The 19,442-nt window shown below is 42.6% G+C and carries 16 protein-coding genes; 11 read left to right on the top strand and 5 right to left on the bottom strand.

Features of this window, described 5'->3' with window-relative positions:
• Positions 1–64: 64 nt before the first annotated feature.
• Together FD724_RS05405 and nadD are read right to left on the bottom strand one after the other, a co-directional pair.
• Positions 65–1,078, bottom strand: a complete 1,014-nt coding sequence (locus FD724_RS05405; RefSeq protein ID WP_114083707.1) for a type I glyceraldehyde-3-phosphate dehydrogenase — start codon at positions 1,076–1,078, stop codon at positions 65–67.
• Between the two features lie 116 nt (positions 1,079–1,194).
• A complete protein-coding gene (gene nadD, locus FD724_RS05410; RefSeq protein WP_179071852.1) occupies positions 1,195–1,821 on the bottom strand; it encodes a nicotinate (nicotinamide) nucleotide adenylyltransferase in 627 nt (208 codons plus the stop codon).
• A gap of 403 nt (positions 1,822–2,224) precedes the next feature.
• Between nadD and murC the strand changes: the two genes are divergently transcribed.
• The 4 genes from murC to FD724_RS05430 all read left to right on the top strand — a co-directional run bounded on the left by murC (position 2,225) and on the right by FD724_RS05430 (position 6,057).
• Complete coding sequence (gene murC / locus FD724_RS05415; protein WP_114083709.1) at positions 2,225–3,670, top strand: UDP-N-acetylmuramate--L-alanine ligase; 1,446 nt, start codon at positions 2,225–2,227, stop codon at positions 3,668–3,670.
• 124 nt (positions 3,671–3,794) lie between these two features.
• Positions 3,795–4,796, top strand: a complete 1,002-nt coding sequence (murB, locus tag FD724_RS05420; protein WP_179071853.1) for a UDP-N-acetylmuramate dehydrogenase — start codon at positions 3,795–3,797, stop codon at positions 4,794–4,796.
• A gap of 209 nt (positions 4,797–5,005) precedes the next feature.
• A complete protein-coding gene (locus FD724_RS05425; RefSeq protein WP_012407253.1) occupies positions 5,006–5,353 on the top strand; it encodes a YbaB/EbfC family nucleoid-associated protein in 348 nt (115 codons plus the stop codon).
• Positions 5,354–5,577: 224 nt separating this feature from the next.
• On the top strand, positions 5,578–6,057 hold the full coding sequence (locus FD724_RS05430; protein ID WP_179075416.1) for a low molecular weight protein-tyrosine-phosphatase: 480 nt from the start codon (positions 5,578–5,580) through the stop codon (positions 6,055–6,057).
• Between the two features lie 27 nt (positions 6,058–6,084).
• Here FD724_RS05430 and FD724_RS05435 read toward each other — a convergent pair whose 3' ends face one another.
• A complete protein-coding gene (locus FD724_RS05435) occupies positions 6,085–6,768 on the bottom strand; it encodes a response regulator transcription factor (protein ID WP_163926996.1) in 684 nt (227 codons plus the stop codon).
• Between the two features lie 693 nt (positions 6,769–7,461).
• Here FD724_RS05435 and smpB point away from each other — a divergent pair.
• Both smpB and FD724_RS05445 read left to right on the top strand, forming a co-directional pair.
• Positions 7,462–7,929, top strand: coding sequence for an SsrA-binding protein SmpB (gene smpB, locus FD724_RS05440; protein WP_012407256.1), 468 nt, complete (start codon positions 7,462–7,464; stop codon positions 7,927–7,929).
• Between the two features lie 182 nt (positions 7,930–8,111).
• On the top strand, positions 8,112–8,390 hold the full coding sequence (locus tag FD724_RS05445) for a WGxxGxxG family protein (RefSeq protein WP_179071854.1): 279 nt from the start codon (positions 8,112–8,114) through the stop codon (positions 8,388–8,390).
• A 63-nt stretch (positions 8,391–8,453) separates the two neighbouring features.
• Here the strand turns inward: FD724_RS05445 and FD724_RS05450 are convergent, their stop codons facing one another.
• Both FD724_RS05450 and FD724_RS05455 read right to left on the bottom strand, forming a co-directional pair.
• Positions 8,454–9,872, bottom strand: a complete 1,419-nt coding sequence (locus FD724_RS05450) for an IctB family putative bicarbonate transporter (RefSeq protein ID WP_179071855.1) — start codon at positions 9,870–9,872, stop codon at positions 8,454–8,456.
• Between the two features lie 195 nt (positions 9,873–10,067).
• Positions 10,068–11,621 (bottom strand): GAF domain-containing sensor histidine kinase, encoded by a 1,554-nt coding sequence (locus FD724_RS05455; RefSeq protein ID WP_179075417.1) that lies wholly within the window; start codon positions 11,619–11,621, stop codon positions 10,068–10,070.
• A 560-nt stretch (positions 11,622–12,181) separates the two neighbouring features.
• Here FD724_RS05455 and FD724_RS05460 point away from each other — a divergent pair.
• The 5 genes from FD724_RS05460 (at position 12,182) to FD724_RS05480 (ending at position 19,383) form a co-directional block, all read left to right on the top strand.
• Positions 12,182–13,366: a DegT/DnrJ/EryC1/StrS family aminotransferase gene (locus FD724_RS05460; RefSeq protein WP_372726520.1), complete on the top strand. Its 1,185-nt coding sequence runs from the start codon at positions 12,182–12,184 to the stop codon at positions 13,364–13,366.
• A gap of 90 nt (positions 13,367–13,456) precedes the next feature.
• Complete coding sequence (gene crtB / locus FD724_RS05465; RefSeq protein WP_114083716.1) at positions 13,457–14,350, top strand: cyanoexosortase B; 894 nt, start codon at positions 13,457–13,459, stop codon at positions 14,348–14,350.
• Positions 14,351–14,550: 200 nt separating this feature from the next.
• Positions 14,551–15,276: a cyanoexosortase B system-associated protein gene (locus FD724_RS05470; protein ID WP_179071857.1), complete on the top strand. Its 726-nt coding sequence runs from the start codon at positions 14,551–14,553 to the stop codon at positions 15,274–15,276.
• Between the two features lie 356 nt (positions 15,277–15,632).
• Complete coding sequence (locus FD724_RS05475) at positions 15,633–16,997, top strand: polysaccharide biosynthesis/export family protein (RefSeq protein ID WP_179071858.1); 1,365 nt, start codon at positions 15,633–15,635, stop codon at positions 16,995–16,997.
• Positions 16,998–17,208: 211 nt separating this feature from the next.
• The gene (locus FD724_RS05480) at positions 17,209–19,383 is read left to right on the top strand and encodes a polysaccharide biosynthesis tyrosine autokinase (RefSeq protein WP_179071859.1); all 2,175 of its coding nucleotides are present in this window, start codon (positions 17,209–17,211) and stop codon (positions 19,381–19,383) included.
• Positions 19,384–19,442 lie beyond the last annotated feature (59 nt).

Raw genomic sequence — 19,442 nt, forward strand, 5'->3', positions numbered from 1 at the left:
TTTGTCCTTTGTCCTTTGTCTTTTGTGAAAAACTAATGACCAATGACTAATGACCAATGACAAATTATTGCCACTTCTCAGCTACCAATTCTGCCAAATCCAAAACTCGTTGGCTGTAACCCCACTCGTTGTCATACCACGCCATAACTTTTACTAAGTCATTGCCCATAACCAAAGTCAAGCTGGAATCAACAATCGAAGAAGCATCGCTACCTTGATAATCGGAAGATACCAGTTCTAGTTCGCTATAGTCCAAAATGCCTTTAAGTGGGCCTTCAGCAGCATCTTTGAGAGCTTGGTTAACTTCTTCAGTAATAGTACGCTTCTCAACCTGAACTACGAAATCTACCATTGAGACGTTCGGGGTTGGTACGCGCAAGGCAACGCCATTAAGCTTGCCTTTCAGGTCTGGGATAACCAGCGCCACTGCTTTTGCTGCACCAGTGGAGGTGGGTACAATGTTTATCGCTGCGGCCCTCGCCCGTCGCAAATCCCGGTGAGAAGCGTCTAGCAAACGCTGGTCGCCTGTATAGCTGTGGGTGGTGGTCATCGTACCTTTGATGATGCCGAACTTATCGTTCAACACCTTGGCAATTGGTGCCAAACAGTTGGTAGTACAACTAGCGTTACTGATAATGTTGTGTATGTTGTGGTCATAATCATGATGATTCACACCAACCACAAAAGTGCCATCCTCGTTTTTACCAGGAGCGGTAATCAGAACTTTCTTGGCTCCAGCATTCACATGCTTTAGCGCTCCTTCTTTGCTAGTAAATACGCCTGTTGCTTCGATAATTAGGTCAATTCCCCAATCTCTCCAGGGCAACTTTTCTGGGTTGCGATCGGATACGCACTTAATGGTCTTACCGTTAACGATGATAGAGTTATCATCGGCACTAATCTCAGCACCTTTGATCTTACCTAGCATCGAGTCATACTTCAGCAGGTGAGCATTGGTTCTAGGGTCTGACGTGTCATTAATAGCGACAAGATCGATATTGCTATTCTCTCTACCCACCCAGCAACGCGCAAAGTTACGTCCAATCCGCCCGAAACCGTTGATTGCAACTCTAATCACAGTGTCTTGCCCTCTGTATTTATGCTTATATGTTGATATCGTTGACCCCAATCATATCGCAAAGGGGGGGGGCACTTATAACCATAAAGTGTTAGATCAATAAAAAAACACATAATTTATTCAGATTTGTTCGAGTACAAACTGTTGTTAGTGATATATGATCTGACCGCTTCCGGTACTAAATAACGAATTGACTGGCGATCGCGACACAATTTGCGAATTAGACTTGACGAAACTCCTACTAAAGGTATATTCAGGAGTTGCCAGTAAATGGTATGTGACTGCTCCTTTAGTTGTTGCTCCACTTGCTTGCAGATTAATTTGCTTTGAGTTATAGTCTCACCACCTAGCAGTCGGGGTGCGATTAACCAATCACACATTTGTGCTAGTTCGTGTCCACGGTACCAACGAGGTAAGGTTTGGAAAGTATCCAAGCCCACAATCCAGTACCAGTGAGTATTTGGGTAACAAGCAGATAAGTCAATCAGAGTGTTAATGGCATAAGAAGTCCCAGAGCGATTTGCCTCCACTAGGGAGATAGTAAACGCTGGGTTATCTTTTATGGCTAATTGCAGCATTTCCACGCGATGCTCAAACAAAGCTGCTTCTTTATGAGGAGGATTTAGGGATGGCACCCAAATTACCTTTTCAAGAGATACTTCTTGCATTGCTGTCTCGGCTACGAGCAGGTGTCCCCAGTGAATTGGATCAAATGTGCCACCAAAAATTGCTAGTTGCTGCATCCAGTTATGCCTGGGTTTTATGCAATTGAAAAATAGTTTCATTACCAATGTACTATTGTAGTCAATTCACGGCTAAACTTGATGCAATTTCAAATCAGTTTCACTAAACAATGTATTATGTAGCCAATTCCAGTAAGGTAGACAAAAATATGTATTTGACATTACAAGAATTTCTTTCCCGATGTAGCCAAAATTTTCAGAATAATCTTAACAACAGTTCAGAAATAGTAAAAACCTCCAACCAAGGTAAAATCATTCTGAACACGCAAAACCAGACCAGAAAACACATCTGGGCATTAAACATAAATACGATATAGGAGTAGTTACGGTAAAAATCAAATTCCTGTTATGATACGCGTGTCATTTGTGATTATGGTGTGGTGTGGTGTAAGAGGAGCAATAAATGACTAATTCTGTAGATTTTAGTGGTAGACCATTTCATTTTATTGGCATCGGCGGCATAGGTATGTCTGCTCTGGCATACGTTCTCGCCAAGCGTCAATTTCCAGTATCAGGTTCGGATCTTCGTCCAAACCACATGACGCACAAATTGGAATCTATCGGTGCCCATATTTTTGGTAGACAAGAGGCAAGTAATCTCGAATTCTTTCGTCCTCAAGTATTAAATTCACAAGAACAATTACCTGCTGATACTAAGTCAAAATTACCTCAAGTCATTTGTTCAACAGCAATTAACACTAATAATTTAGAATACAAAGCAGCGTTGGAATTAGGTTGTCCAGTTTTGCATCGTTCAGATGTACTAGCCGCCTTAATTTCCGATTACTACAGTATTGCAGTGGCAGGAACACACGGCAAAACTACAACCAGTAGCATGATTGGTTATATGCTTCTAGAAGCTGGTCTAGACCCAACGATTTTAGTAGGTGGCGAAGTCAATGCTTGGGAAGGTAATGCTCGATTGGGACAAAGCCAATATTTGGTAGCCGAAGCAGACGAATCTGATGGTTCTTTGGTAAAACACGCTCCAGAAATTGGCATCATCACCAATATTGAACTCGATCATCCTGACCATTACGATACATTAGAAGAAGTAATTGACATCTTCCAGACATTTGCTAAGGGTTGTAAAACTTTAATAGGTAGTATTGACTGTGCGACGGTGCGCGATCGCTTACAACCCACAATCAGCTACAGCTTACACTCAGATACCAACGCTGACTACACCGTTACTAATATTGATTATCGTGCTGATGGCACCACGGCTCTAGTTTGGGAAAGAGGCAAAGCCTTGGGCGTGTTGAAGTTGCGGCTGCTTAGTCGGCACAATCTCAGCAATGCTCTAGCAGCAGTAGCTGTTGGTCGCGCCTTGGACTTAGAATTTGGAGCGATCGCCAAAGGTATTGCAACCTTTGAAGGAGCAAGACGACGCTTTGAGCTGCGGGGCGAAGTTGATGGTATTACCTTCATTGATGACTATGCTCATCATCCTAGCGAGATTCGCGTTACTCTCGCTGCCGCACGTTTACAGGCAAGACCAGGACAAAGAGTGGTTGCTATCTTCCAACCCCATCGCTATAGCCGAACACTGACCTTTTTAGAAGAATTTGCCGAGTCCTTTACCCATGCTGATTTGGTTGTGCTGACTGATATTTACAGTGCAGGCGAACCCAACTTAGGGCAAATTACTGGTGAACAGCTAGCAGCGGAAATTGCTAAACAGCATTCGCAGGTAGTTTATCAACCAACTTTACCCTCAGTGCGTGAGTACTTGTTAAAAACATTACGCCCAGGAGACTTGGCGCTGTTTTTAGGAGCTGGGAACTTGAATCAGGTGATTCCTGAAGTAATTACTGCACTTTGCGAACCTGCTAAAGCCACATCTTAAGTGGAAACTTTGCAAAGTTTCGTTTCTGAGCAAAGCGCCCGTCTAGCAACGGTTCCATCTATGAACTCTATTACCGTATCTTTGCGGTAAATTAATGTAAAAATTTTACCAATATAAAGTAAAAATGACCATTTCCCAGGCAGCTGGAAACGTCTGCACAGTTTCTGCTTTGAATACAAAGAAACATCAAACAACTAATTCGGTGGATAGTGAAGTAATTTACCTACCAAATACTGATTGTGCAATCAAGCCCCAGGCTTGCTTGTCAGCCTTTACTTCCTATAGGGTTGGAGGAGCAGCTGATTTGTATGTTGCCCCCCGAAACTTAGAAGCACTGCAAGCCAGTCTTAAATACGCAAAAGAACGTGATTTAAAGGTGACAACACTGGGAGCCGGTTCTAACCTCCTGGTGAGCGATGGCGGTATATCAGGCTTAGTTATCGCGACTCGTCACCTCCGCTTCAGCAACTTTGACCCCCAAACTGGTCAATTAACCGTTGCTGCCGGAGAATCAATTCCCAGTTTGGCATGGGCCGCAGCAGAATTAGGATGGCAAGGATTGGAGTGGGCTGTTGGCATCCCTGGAACAGCCGGAGGTGCTGTGGTGATGAATGCAGGGGCACATAATAGCTGTATCGCAGATATGTTAGTTAGTGCCGAGGTACTTTCACCCAATGGGACGCTGGAAACTCTTACCCCAGAACAGTTAGGTTATAGCTATCGGACTTCCTTATTGCAAGGTGGCGATCGCATAGTCACCCAAGCAACCTTACAACTCGCGCCAGGTGCAGACCCAGCAAAAGTTGTAGCAATCACCAAAGAACACAAAAAGCATCGCTTAAGCACCCAGCCATACAACTTCCCCAGCTGTGGGAGTGTGTTCCGTAATCCCAAACCTTACAGTGCTGGCTGGTTAATTGAACAAACTGGCCTCAAAGGCTACCAAATTGGTGGAGCGCAAGTAGCACTACTCCATGCTAATTTCATCGTTAACCGGGGTGGGGCCAAAGCTAGTGATATCTTCTGTCTCATTCGCCACATCCAACATCAGGTGCAAGAACGTTGGTCTATTAATTTAGAGCCAGAAGTCAAAATGCTCGGAGAGTTTCAAGGTGCTTGTGGATAAAGAATGGGGAATGGGGAATGGGGAATGGAGAATAGTAAAGATGATACTGCAAAGAAGAACAATTGATAACCAATGCCCAATGCCCAATTCCCAATTCCCAATGCCCAATTCTCCGATGCATTAATTATTGGTAAAAAAAGAGGCAAATTACTTACCGCATCTATAATTGAATTTGATTTGTTATTCAACGCACAAGCGTACAAATAATTATGACAGGAAAAGGACAGGGATTTGGCTTTGGCTTAGGAAAAATGAAGGAACTAGCCGATGCTTTTAAGAAAGCACAGCAAGTTCAAGAAGGTGCAAAGCGACTCCAAGAAGAATTGGAGCAAATGGAGATTCTAGGAGAATCTGGCGGTGGTCTGGTGAAGGTGATTGTCAGTGGAAACCAAGAACCCAAGCGGGTAGAAATTTCACCAGATGCTCTTGCAGAAGGTGCAGAAGTACTTTCCGATCTCGTGACGGTGGCAATGAAAGAAGCCTACAACAAGTCCACAGCAACAATGCGGGAACGTATGGAAGAATTAACCAGTGGGTTGGAGTTACCTGGATTTTAGTCATTGGTCATTAGTCATTGGTCATTAGTCATTGGTCATTAGTCATTGGTGAGCCAGTGCGGTCTTCTCCCAAAGGAAGAAAGGAGGTTTCCCCCTGAGCAACTGGTGTTAGCGTTCGCGTAGCGTCTCGTAGAGAAGTGGTAGCGACGCAGGAGCTTCACCCGAAGGGTCATTAGTCAAAAGACAAAGGACAAATGACTATTGACAGAGGACAAAAAATATCTATGCCTTACAAGTTGCTATTTGTCTGCTTAGGTAACATCTGCCGATCGCCATCGGCAGAAAACATAATGAATCATCTAATTGAGCAGGCAGGCTTGAGCGATGCCATCATCTGTGATTCAGCTGGTACATCTAGTTATCACGTGGGTAGCCCACCCGACAGACGCATGAGTGCTGCGGCTGGTACAAAGTTGGGAATTAAACTACGTGGTCAAGCACGCCAGTTTCAAAAGTCAGACTTTCAAGACTTTGATTTAATTTTGGCGATGGATCAAGAAAATTATGAGAATATCCTCACTCTCGATCGCACTGAGCAATATCAGCATAAAGTGCGTTTGATGTGTGAGTTTTGCTCTCGACACACCTTAAAGGAAGTTCCAGATCCTTACTACGGTGGTCAAGACGGATTTAATCAGGTTATTGATTTACTGATTGATGCTTGTGAAGGTCTGCTCACAAAAGTTAACAGTGAAGAGTTCTGAGTATTAATTCTTAACTCCTCACCTTTTTTATTCGACTAAACCATGCTTCATAGCAAAACGCACTAATTCTGCTCGGTTGCTGGTTGAAGTTTTTCTCAATAAACTGCTAACGTACTTTTCCACTGTGCGGGGACTCAGGTGTAGCTGATGACCCATATCGGCATTAGACAAACCATGAGTCAATAACTCTAAGACTTCTTGTTCTCTATGAGTTAGGGATGAGTGTAAGTGGGATGTCTGAATTTGAGTAGACAGAGAATTATGGGCATCCCCCGGTTTTGTCAAGCCGGAAATGCCCAAACTCTCTTTATGAGAAAAGCGATACTCCGATTGAATAATTTGCGATCGCTCCAAAAGATTGCGGATTGCTGCTGCTAACTCTTCCAATTCAAATGGTTTGGGTAAGTACAAATCGCACCCTGACTGATAGCCCAGAATTCTTTCCTGGGTCTTAGTTCGGGCTGTTAATAAGATTACAGGTAATAAGCGAAACATTGGTTGTTGACGCACCCTACGCACCAGTTCGTAGCCATTCATCTGTGGCATGATGATATCCGTCACAATCAAATCAGGATTATACTCATCCACCATAAACAAAGCCTCTTGACCGTCATTAGCCGTGATCACTGAGTAGCCAGACAGTTCAAGATAGTCGCTAACAGACAGACGAGTGCCCAAATCATCATCCACTACAAGGATCGTCAAGGGCATGGACAATACACCCCTAGCATTTTTTTTACTCAGAAATTTGCTTCTACGCGCTTCATAGGTGAACACTGGCAAGAATAGTGTTCTTATGTTTCATACTATGACAGGATTACCAGGTAATGACTGCCTTCAGGGTTGATTTATAAAGAAAATCTTAAATCTCTTGTAAGGTTAACGAAGTGCAACTCACCTTTAACTCCCTCAGATCGGGAAGCATAGAGAGCTTTTTAATTTTTAACAACTCATTAATAAGGCAGAGCAAATTTCCATTATAGTATAAATTATTATTAATTTTATCAGTAATGTACCAAAATATAAGTTAAGTAAGCATGATTGAAATAAGTTTGTAGAGAAGGCTTCAGCCCTCTCTTGGAGTAGCGTCTTGTAGCAAGATACCCAACAAGCTATACTACAAAACTTTAATTATTTACGCCGATTTACTTACAAGTCTTTGTGAAACTGCACAAAATCAAGCTTGGTGAAACTTGAGGTAAAATTCCCAAGTTCTGGATAAACCTCAGATGTAATCAATATCAGGTAACTTAAAAGTTACTAGAAAACTCTTAATTGTGAACTTAGAAAAGCTAAATTAGTGATATACAGTTCAATATTTCTAGCGGTTATAATGAATACCCTATAATTCGCCAGGCAATCCAAATAATTTTTTAGGTACATTTAAAACGCACAAAATTATCAATGAGCGACAAGAACGAAGGTTACAAAGTTATTGCTGACAACCGTCAAGCCCGTTATTTGTATGAAATTCTGGAAACTTACGAAGCCGGAATTGAGTTGACAGGAACCGAGGTTAAGTCAATTCGTGCGGGTAAAGTAAATCTCCAAGATGGCTATGCTTTGCTTCGCAATGGCGAAGCATGGTTGATCAATATTCATATCTCGCCCTACAACGCCAGTGGACAATATTTTAATCATGAACCACGGCGGACACGAAAGCTGCTGTTGCATCGTCAAGAACTCCGCAAGCTAATTGGCAAAGTAGAACAGCAGGGTCTAACTTTAATCCCTTTGAAAATGTATCTCAAACGGGGCTGGGTAAAAGTGAGTATAGCCCTTGGCAAAGGTAAAAAGCTCCACGATAAGCGAGAAGACCTGAAACGACGGCAAGATCAGCGTGACATTCAACGCGCAATGAAAAGCTATTAAGGATAATTGTGGTTCAAACTACCACACCAGAGTGAGAAACAGATTGCTGTGAAAACCATGTTGTATGTCCACAGCGTGACTTATAAAAAGCCCTAGTTTATAGCCACAGATTGATTTTATGAAGGTTGAGAATCGATACAGTGGTGAGTAACTTCGGATGGCATAAGGAATTGTCACAACTTATGAAAAGTAATTTCATTACAGCTGTTGGCGCAGGCATTCTCACCTTGAGTATGGGAATTTTACCCTTAACTCTATCCGCACAAGCTCAGACAACAACTGATCCCGGAGCCACTACTGCTCCCAGAACGACCACTTACGATCGCAACGATTTTGATTGGGGTTGGCTAGGATTACTTGGTTTATTCGGTCTAGCTGGTTTGGCTGGTAAAAAGCGTGATAACGAACCGACTGCTTATCGCGACCCTAATGCCCCAGGTGCCACTACTTACAGGGACTAGACAATTCAAAATTCATTCATTTGTCAGTTGTTCAGTAGAAAAACAACTGACAATTTGCTCGTATTAGTTTACTGCTGGTTCTGGGTTAGATGGATTTGTCTGGTTTTGAGTTAAAGGTGTCCAGTAGCTGGCAATTAAAGCAACGATGAGCCACCAGAGGGTATTGACTTCAGGACGATACCAGACAGTATCTACAGTGCCGTGAGCTAGCATACCCAACAAAATAGCGATCGCTCCAATTAACCAAAATCCCTCTACACTTCTCAATCGGCGCAATCGTCGTACTTGCAAAAGCGCCGTATTGAATGTGACGATTATTAGCCAGAGAAAGCAGGCTAAACCAACAAACCCAGTTTCTACAGTCACTTCAAACAAAATCGAATAAGCACTTAAAGCAGTGTATCGAGGGCGTTGGTAAAGAGGATAAACTTTATTAAAAGAGTTGTGACCGGGGCCAATGCCGAAAATTGGGCGATCGCGAATCATCTCAAAGACAGCATCCCACACATTTCGACGAAAATTATTACTGCTATCTTTACGGTCAGCAAAAATGCTGAACACCCGCAGGCGAACTGGCTCTACAAATATCACTGCTAAGAGTAATATCCCGATTAAACCTCCTAAGACAATGGGCAGCGACCAAGTACGCCAAAAAGGAGGCATTTCCACACTCTTCCAAAAAATTAGCAATGCCACCACAGCCAAAACTGCTACCACTAGTCCAATCCAACCGCCACGACTAAAAGTCAGGATCAGGCAGGCAGTATTGACAATTAACATTGTTAATGCTAAAGCTTTTTTGAGCCAGCTTTGCCATGCAAAAATTGCCACCAAGCTAAAAATTACTGCTGGTAACAGGTATCCAGCCAATAAGTTGGGATTTCCTAAATAACTGTAGACCCTTGTAGTCTTAGACAGAGGAGATTCTGGATCAACCCAAGTTGCCAGTGCTGTGGCTCCAAAAAACCATTGCCGCAATCCATAGACACTGACAATTAAGGATACGTGCAGATAAAGGGTGAGAATCCAAGACCGGAGGCGAGGCGACCTTAATACCCTGGCACAAAGGGCAAATAGTAGCAAATACAAGGTCAACGTTCCCAAGTCGTTAAGTGCCGCTTTTTTGACTGGTGATAATGCTGTTGCGATTACAGCAATTCCCCAGTAGAGCAATACCAGTAGGTGAATGGGAGTGACTGACGAGACATTTGCTGGTGTGACTTCATCAGATAAAGTCAACAACAGCCAAAATCCCACACAAGCCACCAGTAACAAACCTACCAACGTACTCGAAGCAAAAGGTGCAAGGGCATATATTGAGCTGAGCAATACAGCTGCGATCGCATCTCCCCACTGAATCAAGACGCTGGTTTGCCGCCAAGACCTTAACAGTCCCACCAGAGAACGGTGTACGTAACTGGTAGCAAGATATTCTTTGAGCGGTAAAGATGATAAAGTAAATAGTTGCCAGACTAAATTCATAAAAAACATTGCGATCAATTAGCCTGCCGACGCAGAACTTGGATTTGATCATAATGCCTATGGCTATAAAAAGGTAATAACGTAGTTTGTAAATTAGTAATGACGCTTTTAATTCATGTACTTACTACATAACAAAGTATGAATTTGTCTTTCCCTATTCCCTATCACCTGTAATCGGTTCTCTACTGGCTGTGATCAGACATCACTAATTGCTTGCGAGGGAGTTGCCAGTTGAAGTGGCAAAGAAAGCACATAACGATATCCTGATTCTGGTGAACCTTGAATCAAAATTTGTCCAGCGTGCAACTCTGCTAGTTGACAACTTAGCAATAGACCCAAGCTTTCACGAGAAAGGCTTCCATGTAATTTAGCTAAATTTAGACCAGAACTCGCAGCAAGAAAATTGGAGTGGGAATCACTCAGGCTTTTGGAATTGTCCACTGCTACTGATGAAGTCTCTAGTTGCTGTTGTCCTTCTATATGAGTATTGTAAGTTGCGACTTCACCAGTTAACTCTAGCAGAGACAAAGAATTGAGACGGAAGTAGGGGTCAACCTCAGTAATGCCGTCCCCTAACCAGGGATGAGAAACCCAAATAGTAATGTTGAGCGTATCTTCCTTGTAAGAAACATGGATGCGAACAATGCTACCTGTAGCCGAAAGTTGAATCACACTGAAAACCAGGTGATATAACATTTGTCGCACCTTGTCTTTATCTAAAGGCCAAATGCGATTACGTCCCGGTTCTATAGAGAGGCGAATGTCTTGCTCGCGGCGATTAGCCACTTCTTCAAGGGTATTGATAGCTTGTTGACATAGCATTTCAATATCCACAGGAGCTAAATTCAGTACAGTTGAGTTGTCATCCATAGCTCCTAGTTCGGTAATTTCGTTTACTAGGGAAAGTAAATACCGACCACTATGTTGGATAATTTCTAAATATTCTCTTTGCTTAGTCGTCAAAGGCCCATAAATTTCACGTCCTAAAACACTAGCCATACCAAGTACAGATGTTAAAGGCGTGCGTAACTCCTGAGTTAACTGACCCAAAAGTTCCAGTTTCAGTTGCTTGGTAGAAACAGAGTCGCTATCTTGAGTGGGTGCGGTGATTTTAATTTCAGTGTTACGTTCGTCATTAAGTGAAAATATAGGAGCGGTCTTGAGAGTGGTTGATTCGAGTTTGCCTTGCAAAAGTCGGTTACGCTCAAATTCACTCATGCTCCAACGAGCTATTATTTGTAAAAACTCAATGTCTCGGGTTGTAAAATTGCGCGGCACTAAATCCATCACTGCCAACGCACCCAAACAATGTCCCTCAGCATCAATGAGTGGCGCTCCTAAGTAAGCACGAATACCATAATCCTGCACCAGCTTGCTGCTAACAAGTACTGGGTCTGTAAGTTTATGTGTATCATTAATTACAAATATTTGAAGGCTCTCTACAACCTGAGTGCAGAATGATTCCCTGCGTGACAGTTGGCGGCTTTGTGCCAAATGATTCATTAGCCCCAGCCTAGATAAGCCCACTGCTGACTTGAACCAGTGACGTTCTTGATCCACAAATCCCAATATGGAAATTGGTGCTTCCAAAAAGTGGGCAGCAGTCTGTGTGGCTTCTTCAAAAACCGGAATCGTTTCTGGTTGCCGCAAACCTAAATCCGACAAAGCTTTTAGGCGTTGCTGTTCTCTTGATTCATGAGAATCCCAACCATCCTTTAGGGCAAATAATTTGTTTTCAGGCTCTATCATTGCCACTGCTACCTTAATAATTTCTCTATCGTGTAATTGATCCAAGTCCTATTTCTAGGTTATCAATTGCTATTTTTAAGCATTCCCTAATTTTGCCTCTGACAAACAAATTTAGGGCAAAATTTTTTTCTCCCTTCCATTAACTCGGCGATGCGGTATGCACAAGTTACTAATTACTGGTGCTAGATATTCTTTATTTAGTACTGGTGTAGTCTTTATTGCTTGGGATTTTACAGTCAGATTGCGTTAGATTTGGATTCAGCCAGGGTAAGCTAACCCTAAGGATACAATACAAAGGAGCTGTCATTCTTTATGTACAGAAGGAAAAATTCTTACTGGCAAACCCTAAGTAAATTAACTTACAAAATTATATTTGGGTAATTTTTATAGCAATTATTACTTATAACAGCTAACACTCGTGGCAGACAATCCTAGATAGTTTATGTAAGTCTCGATCGAATAGATTGAACCTATTACAATTTCATGCTGAAAATTGTTTAGGCTTTTTTATTTTTTCCATCTGAGGAAATATTTTTTAAGGACAACTACTAATGAATAAAATGGCTGTTAGAGTTCCTTTTGTAGACCTGAAGTTGCAACACGAACCAATTCAAATGCAATTGCAATATGCAATCCAATCTGTATTGGAACAGGGAGATTTTATTTTAGGGCAAGCACTCTCAGATTTTGAAGCAGCATTTGCGGCAGTATCGGGGGCAGCTTATGGTGTTGGTGTTGCATCAGGAACAGATGCGATCGCTCTCGGATTGCAAGCTTGTAATATTGGTGCTGGCGATGAGGTAATTTTACCAGCCAACACTTTTATCGCAACCTTGATTGGAGTTATCCGCGCTGGCGCGAAGCCAATTCTGGTAGATTGCGATCGCCAAACAGCTTTAATTGATTTAGAGGCCGCAGCAAAGGCAATTACGCCTCAGACTAAAGCAATTATTCCTGTACATCTCTATGGACAAATGGTATCACCATGTGAACTCATCAAATTTGCTGATACCTACAAACTACTAATTTTTGAAGATGCCGCCCAAGCACACCTTGCCCAAAGAGACGGATATCACGCTGGTTCAGTAGGCATAGCAGCAGCTTTTAGTTTCTATCCCAGCAAAAATTTGGGAGCATTTGGGGATGGGGGAATGCTGCTGACACGAGATTCAGATGTCGCCCAGAAGATGGGGCGTTTGCGAAATTATGGTGCATCGCAAAAGTATTTTCATACTGAACCCGGTACGAATAGCCGTTTGGATACTTTACAAGCAGCTATTTTGCACCAAAAATTACCATATTTGCCACAGTGGAATCGCGATCGCTTGACTATTGCCCAGCAGTATGATGCTGAACTAGCACCCTTGGCAACTACTGGTATTATTCCTATAGAAAATCAAAGTGATACAGGACATGTTTATCATCTTTATGTCATTAAAGTTGATGATTCTTGCCCAATAGAACGCCAGCAACTCCAAGAAAAACTCACAGCAGTGGGAATTCAAACCGGCATTCACTACCCAATTCCTTGTCATCTCCAGCCAGCATTCAGCAATTTAGGCTATCAGCCCGGAGATTTTCCCCAAGCAGAAAAACTGTCACAGCAAATATTATCATTACCGATGTATCCTGGTTTGAGCAGTAGCCAAGTTAAAGAAGTTGTAGCTGCGATCGCTCATGCAGTTTCAACAACTTCTAAGGTAGATGAAACCTCCAATGCTGACCTTGACAGCGTGGTAGCCTAAAGTTAATTCATACTTATATGTGCATCCAACAATTAGACATTTGTTCTTTGTCAGTTGTCCTTTGCAAATGACCAATGACCAATAAAAATCATGGCACTCCAGCAACAGATTAAAAAAAGAAACGCCTCAGACTTATTGAATCTAGCTATTATAGGCGTTTTGCTGCTGCTTTATGCGCCTATATTGCTACACTGGTTGGATGGTTGGCTGAACAAAAATATCAGTACAGAACACGAATATTTCAGCCACGGGATTATTGGTTTACCATTTGCAGCTTATCTGGCCTGGATAAACCGAAAAAAGTGGAAACGTTTACCAGATACCACACATCCTTTGAGTGCTGTTTTATTGTTACTAGGGGCAGTGTTTTATCTTAGTGGTGTTACAGAGTGGGTTAACCTTTCTTTGCCCGTTATCCTGGCAGGATTATGTTTGTGGTTTAAAGGAATAGCAGGTTTGCGATCGCAAGGATTCCCCCTGTTACTGGTATTTTTAGCCACCCCGACAGCAGCACCCTATCTCATTGCTCCCTATACCTTGCCTCTGCAAAGCTTCATCGCTGGTACGGCAGGTTTCATATTGAATCAATTTGGTATGGACGTAACAGTAAATGAAATCAATCTCTACGTGGGAGGACGCATTGTAGAAGTTGCCCCCTATTGTGCAGGGTTGAAAATGTTGTTCACAACTCTCTACGTTGGTTTGATGCTGCTTTATTGGACAGATGCTTTATCTTCACGGCGCACAACCATATCGTTTTTATCTCTTGCTGCGATCGTTAGTACTACTGCCAATATCATTCGTAACACTTTACTGACTTTCTTTCACGGCACAGGTCAAGAAGCAGCTTTTAAATGGCTACATGAAGGTTGGGGTGGTGACTTATACTCTGCTTGTATGCTGGTGTCATTAGTACCCCTACTGAATTGGATTAATAGCTATTTTTCAGCATCTCTAGAAACTGAGCAAGAAACAGAAAGTTAGAACTATGGGCATTGGGAAGAGGACTTGGGGACAAGGAGAATTGGGGACAAGGGGAAAGACTTGTTTCAAGTTCTCACCTCTCTTGTCCCCTTGTCCCCTTTTCCCTGCTCCCCTCCCTCTTAATCTACTCATAAATATTACTGAACTCATGGTGTGATTTTATAAAGTAAAATTTTGCCTAAGTATCACAAATTTTACTGATGATTTCATTCTCCAAGTTTTTCAAAGAAAACCAGTTCAATCAGGTAGCAGCACTTTTGTTATTGCTACTACTGCTAGCAATAGGAGGGATTCCCGGATATCTAACAGGACATTGGCAATGGAAACAGCCGCTACCTGTTACTAATCTCCACGAGTTAAAACAGATCCGCAACACTGGGTTAGCCCTTCCTGGTTGGCAAACTATTGAACAATCAGAACAGCAAATTGGTGAACATAAATGGTCTTTGCAGGTAATGAAAAAAGAAGGTTCACAATCCCAGGCAATCCTGCTTTTGCTACCGCAAAATGGGCCTATGGATCAACCAGAGGTAGAGTGGACAGATGTTAACGGCTGGGGAAGATCGCGCTGGGGAAAGTGGGATATAGCGCAATCTCGTTCTGCCGAATTTACTGTGAAACAGTCTGAAAAGTTGGCTTCTAATGTTGTTGAAACTAAAGTAGAAGCTAGGTTCTTTCGTGCTGCCACACCACAGCAAACCTTCGCTGTCTTGCAATGGTACGCCATGCCAGACGGCGGAAATCCATCACCTTTCCATTGGTTCTTGGCAGATCAAGTGGCCCAGTGGCGCAAGCAACGTATTCCCTGGGTAAGCGTGAGCATTCTAATCCCGATGGAACCTTTAGGGCAGGTAGAAACATCTTGGTCTTTAGCCAAGTCTATGGGGGAAACCGTGCAAAGTACATTGATGGCAGGCCCTTTGTAAAGTATCTGATGAATGCCTTTGTGCAGAGATTCATCAGAAGTAAGTTGGTAGAAATAAACCAAATTATGTTATGAAACGTAAATAGTCTTAAAGTCCTTACTAATGACCAATGACAAAGGACAAATGACAGCCCTTGCTAGTTAGCTTTAATTGCGCCAACCTACTTATCTTTATAAATTGCATTCAGCCTAAAACTTAGCCAAAAGATGTTAATAATATGAAGTTAGTATTTAAATTTAGTAAAGTTCTTCTCTTTTTCTTGGTAAATACTTGCAGACTCCAGAGACATTGGGGACATTTATAGAGTAAAATAACGACTCGGCGCGAATAATTCTCATATCATTTTTTCTGCACCGATGTTCATAGATCCCACTTCTTATATGCGTGCATTCAGCGCCTTGTGTTTTGTTAGTCTTCAAGTAGGAGTTTTTTTAATAACACCTATCCAACTTGTTGTTGCCCAGCCTTTTCCATCTCAAGGACAATCACCAAGGCAACCCCCCTCGCCTGTGCCAGGTACTGAGACTGAGGTTATACCCACAGGTGCAAATGACGAAACTTCCAGCCAACTCAGCCGCTACCTCTTAGGGCCAGGAGATATAATTGGCGTTGTACTTCAGCGTCCTCCTGGCCCATACCGCTTAGGGATAGGAGATGGAATTAGCGTTTCGGTTCAGCGCTTTCCAGATTTGAGTTTTCAAGCTTTAATCAACCCAGAAGGTAACATTGTAGTGCCACTACTGGGAACGGTGTCATTACAAGGTTTAACTTTAGAAGAAGCTCAAGAAAAAATTCGCTTGGGTTTAAATCGTTATGTTGTCGATCCAGTAATAGTTTTAGCTTTAGCAGCGCAGCGTCAAGACTTAAGTTTTCAAGCTGTAATTAGTCCCGAAGGCACCATCGTAGTACCGCAAGTGGGAACGGTGTCATTACAAGGTTTAACTTTAGAAGAAGCTCAAGAAAAAATTCGCTTGGGTTTAAGTCGCTTTTTCCCAGATCCAATCATAGTAGTATCTTTGGCAGGGGCGCGACCAGTTCAAGTTACCGTTAGCGGAGAAATATTCAGACCAGGAATTTATCCGATTAATTCAGCAACACCCCGCGTTGCTGATGCCTTGCTAATATCTGGGGGTTCAACGTTGAATGCAGACCTGCGACAAATACAAGTACGCCGCAAGTTAATTGATGGTTCTGTGATTTCACAAACTATTGACTTATATGCAGCACTGCAAAATGGCGGTTCAATCCCTAATTTACGCTTACAAGATGGAGATGCGATACTCATCCCCCGTCGTGAAGTTGGTAATGATGACGGTTATGACCGCAATTTGGTAGCACGTTCATCCTTAGCCACACCACAGATTAGAGTCCGGGTTTTAAACTACGCTGCGGGAGGTCTCTCTATTCAAGCACTGCCTAATGGCAGTACGTTTGTAGATGCTTTGGGAGGAGTAAATCTTGATACTGCTAATCTCCGAGATATCGCTCTCGTTCGCTTTGATCCTGAACAAGGTAAAGCTGTTACCCAGAAACTTGATGCTAAAAAAGCTCTAGGAGGCGATGCGTCTCAAAATGTGGCGCTTCAAGATAATGATGTTATTGTTGTTGGTCGTAACCTCATAGGTAGAATTACTAATTTCCTAACTACCATTACCCAACCTTTCTTTAACGTTCAATCCTTTCTCCGGTTTTTTGACAACTTCGGTGGCGGGTCAAATTAGTAACTCTAAAAGAAGGATACAATCTGGAAATAGTTGGGAGTGTAGGAAGCCACATCTCCAACTGGTCTTTGAATTCGTGAATGTAAAAATATTAAACATATCAACCAATATATAGTATGAAGTTGATAGCGTTCTTTTATCAAAACCACTATCTTTAGTTTGGTGCTTCCTAAATTTTAAATTTTGAATTTTGAATTGGAGCGAAGCGACCATGACCCCACCAATTGTTAAGCGCTATCTTATTGCTTTTGATAAGTACAAGTGGATTGGACTAGCTAGTTTTGGTCTAGTTATAGTAGGGTCAACTGTGGTAGCTATGCAACCAGAGCCACCTACTAGCTATATAGCATCTGCCGCACTTACCTATAGTGGTCCACCAGTTTCTTTTTCTGCAACTGGTACAGAAATCCAACAGCAAGGAAAAGAACTGAATCAGGAAGTTTTACTCTCCAACCAAATAATTGCAGCAGTGGCAGAAAAAGTCGGTGTCAAACCGACAAAGCTGGGTAACAGTGTCGTCCTTTCTGTTCCTAAAAAAAACCCCAGGACTGGAGAATTGGAATCTAGTATTTTGGAATTGAAATATGTAGATACTGATCCCAAACGAGGTATACAGGTCTTGGCGGAATTGATGCAAGCAATGATCAAGTTGAGCAGTGATATCAATACTGGGCGATTACAAGCAATTATTGAAAAGATTAACGATCGCGTACCACAGGCTAAACGAGAGTTGCAAGTTGCTGAAAAGAAGTTAGAACAGTACGATCGCATCGAACGAACAGCAATATTAGCAGCCGAGAATGGCAGCTTGTTAAGCGCTGTTACTGCTAGCCAAAATCTCCAACGGCAGATGCAATTAACTATTTCTGGGGTTGATGGTCAAATTCGCAGTTTACAAAATAAGTTAGGCTTAACAGTCGGACAAGCTTATGTTTCTTCTGCTTTGAGTGCCGATCCAATTATTGGTAACTTACGAGCGCAAATTTATCAAAGTGAGTCGCAAATCGCCGTACTCAAAAAGGATTTGCGACCAGAACACCCAACGATGGTTCAGCTAATGCGTCAGAAACAAGCTGCTGAAGAATTGCTGCAACAACGTGCATCTGAGGTATTAGGTGGAGATGGGACGGCGGCTCCGCTTCAGGGTAGCGTTGCAGGTATTCGCACCCAAAGCAGCTTAGATCCAGCCCGCCAGCAATTGGCAAACCAAATGGTGTCTTTGCAAACCCAACGGGAGACGCTGCAACAACAATTAGTTCAAGAGATCCAACAAGAAGCGCGACTACGGCAAGAGTATTCTCTGATACCGAATAAGCAATTAGAGCGATCGCGTTTAGAACAGGAGGTTGCCCTCAAAAAATCCATCTACGACCAAATGCAGGTGAAGCTAACCGATGCTAAAACCGCAGAGGCAGAAACTACTAGCAGCCTCAGCATTGCCAGACGACCCACAGCTGCTGCCGATATCAAACCCCCGAAAAGTGTACCTATTACCCTTGCTGTGGGCGGTTTCTTAGGTGTGGTGATTGGTGGCGGGGTAATATTCTTGTTGGGAGCGCTGGAAGGGACTTTCAAAACCAGAGAAGATATTCGCGAGAGCCTCAAGCAACGGGAAGTGGCAGTGTTGGGAGAATTGCCTTTAATGCCAGTTGATGATTTAGATAAAGAAGCAGTCCCAGTGGTCGTTTCTGCTGATTCTCCTTATTTAGAATTTTATGAGAAATTCCGCAGTAATCTGCGCCGGATAGGTGGTAAAAACTTAAAAGTGGTGTTGATTACTAGCACTAGTAGCTTAGAGGGTAAGACGGCAAGTGCTTATAACTTAGGCATAGCTTCTGCCCGTGCTGGTAAAAGAACCCTGATTATCGAAACAGATTTGCGATCGCCTTCCCGTTCTACATCTCTGAAAGTAATTCCTGATCCCGATGCCTCAATTGAACCCCTACGTTATTACGCTAACTTAAGTGAATGTATCCGTTTAGTTCCTGATGTAGAAAATTTATACATTCTTCCAAGCCCTGGCCCTGTGCGCCAATCTGCTGCTATTCTAGAATCTAGCGAAATGCGGCGGTTGATTGAAGATGTCCGCGAGCGCTTTGATTTAGTTATTTTAGACACTAGCTCACTCAGTATTTCCAATGACCCTCTTTTAATCCAACCTTACAGTGATGGGATCGTATTAGTGACACGGCCACACTACACACAAGAGAATATGTTAGGTGAAGCTGTTGATCAATTGGTAGAAGCTGAACTGGGATTGTTAGGAGCAATTATTAATGGTGCTGATATCATTGTTTCTGTACCTGAAGAAGTTGCACAATCATCAACATTTACATCTGAGGTAGAAGAATCAGAAGAAGTTTCAGCAGCTGCTAGCAAAAACTGATATCCCAATAGGGAAATTTCAATGTTGCATGGGCGCTTCTCTACGAGACGCTACGCGAA

The sequence above is a fragment of the Nostoc sp. C057 genome (assembly GCF_013393925.1).
GTDB classification, from domain to species: domain Bacteria; phylum Cyanobacteriota; class Cyanobacteriia; order Cyanobacteriales; family Nostocaceae; genus Nostoc; species Nostoc muscorum_A.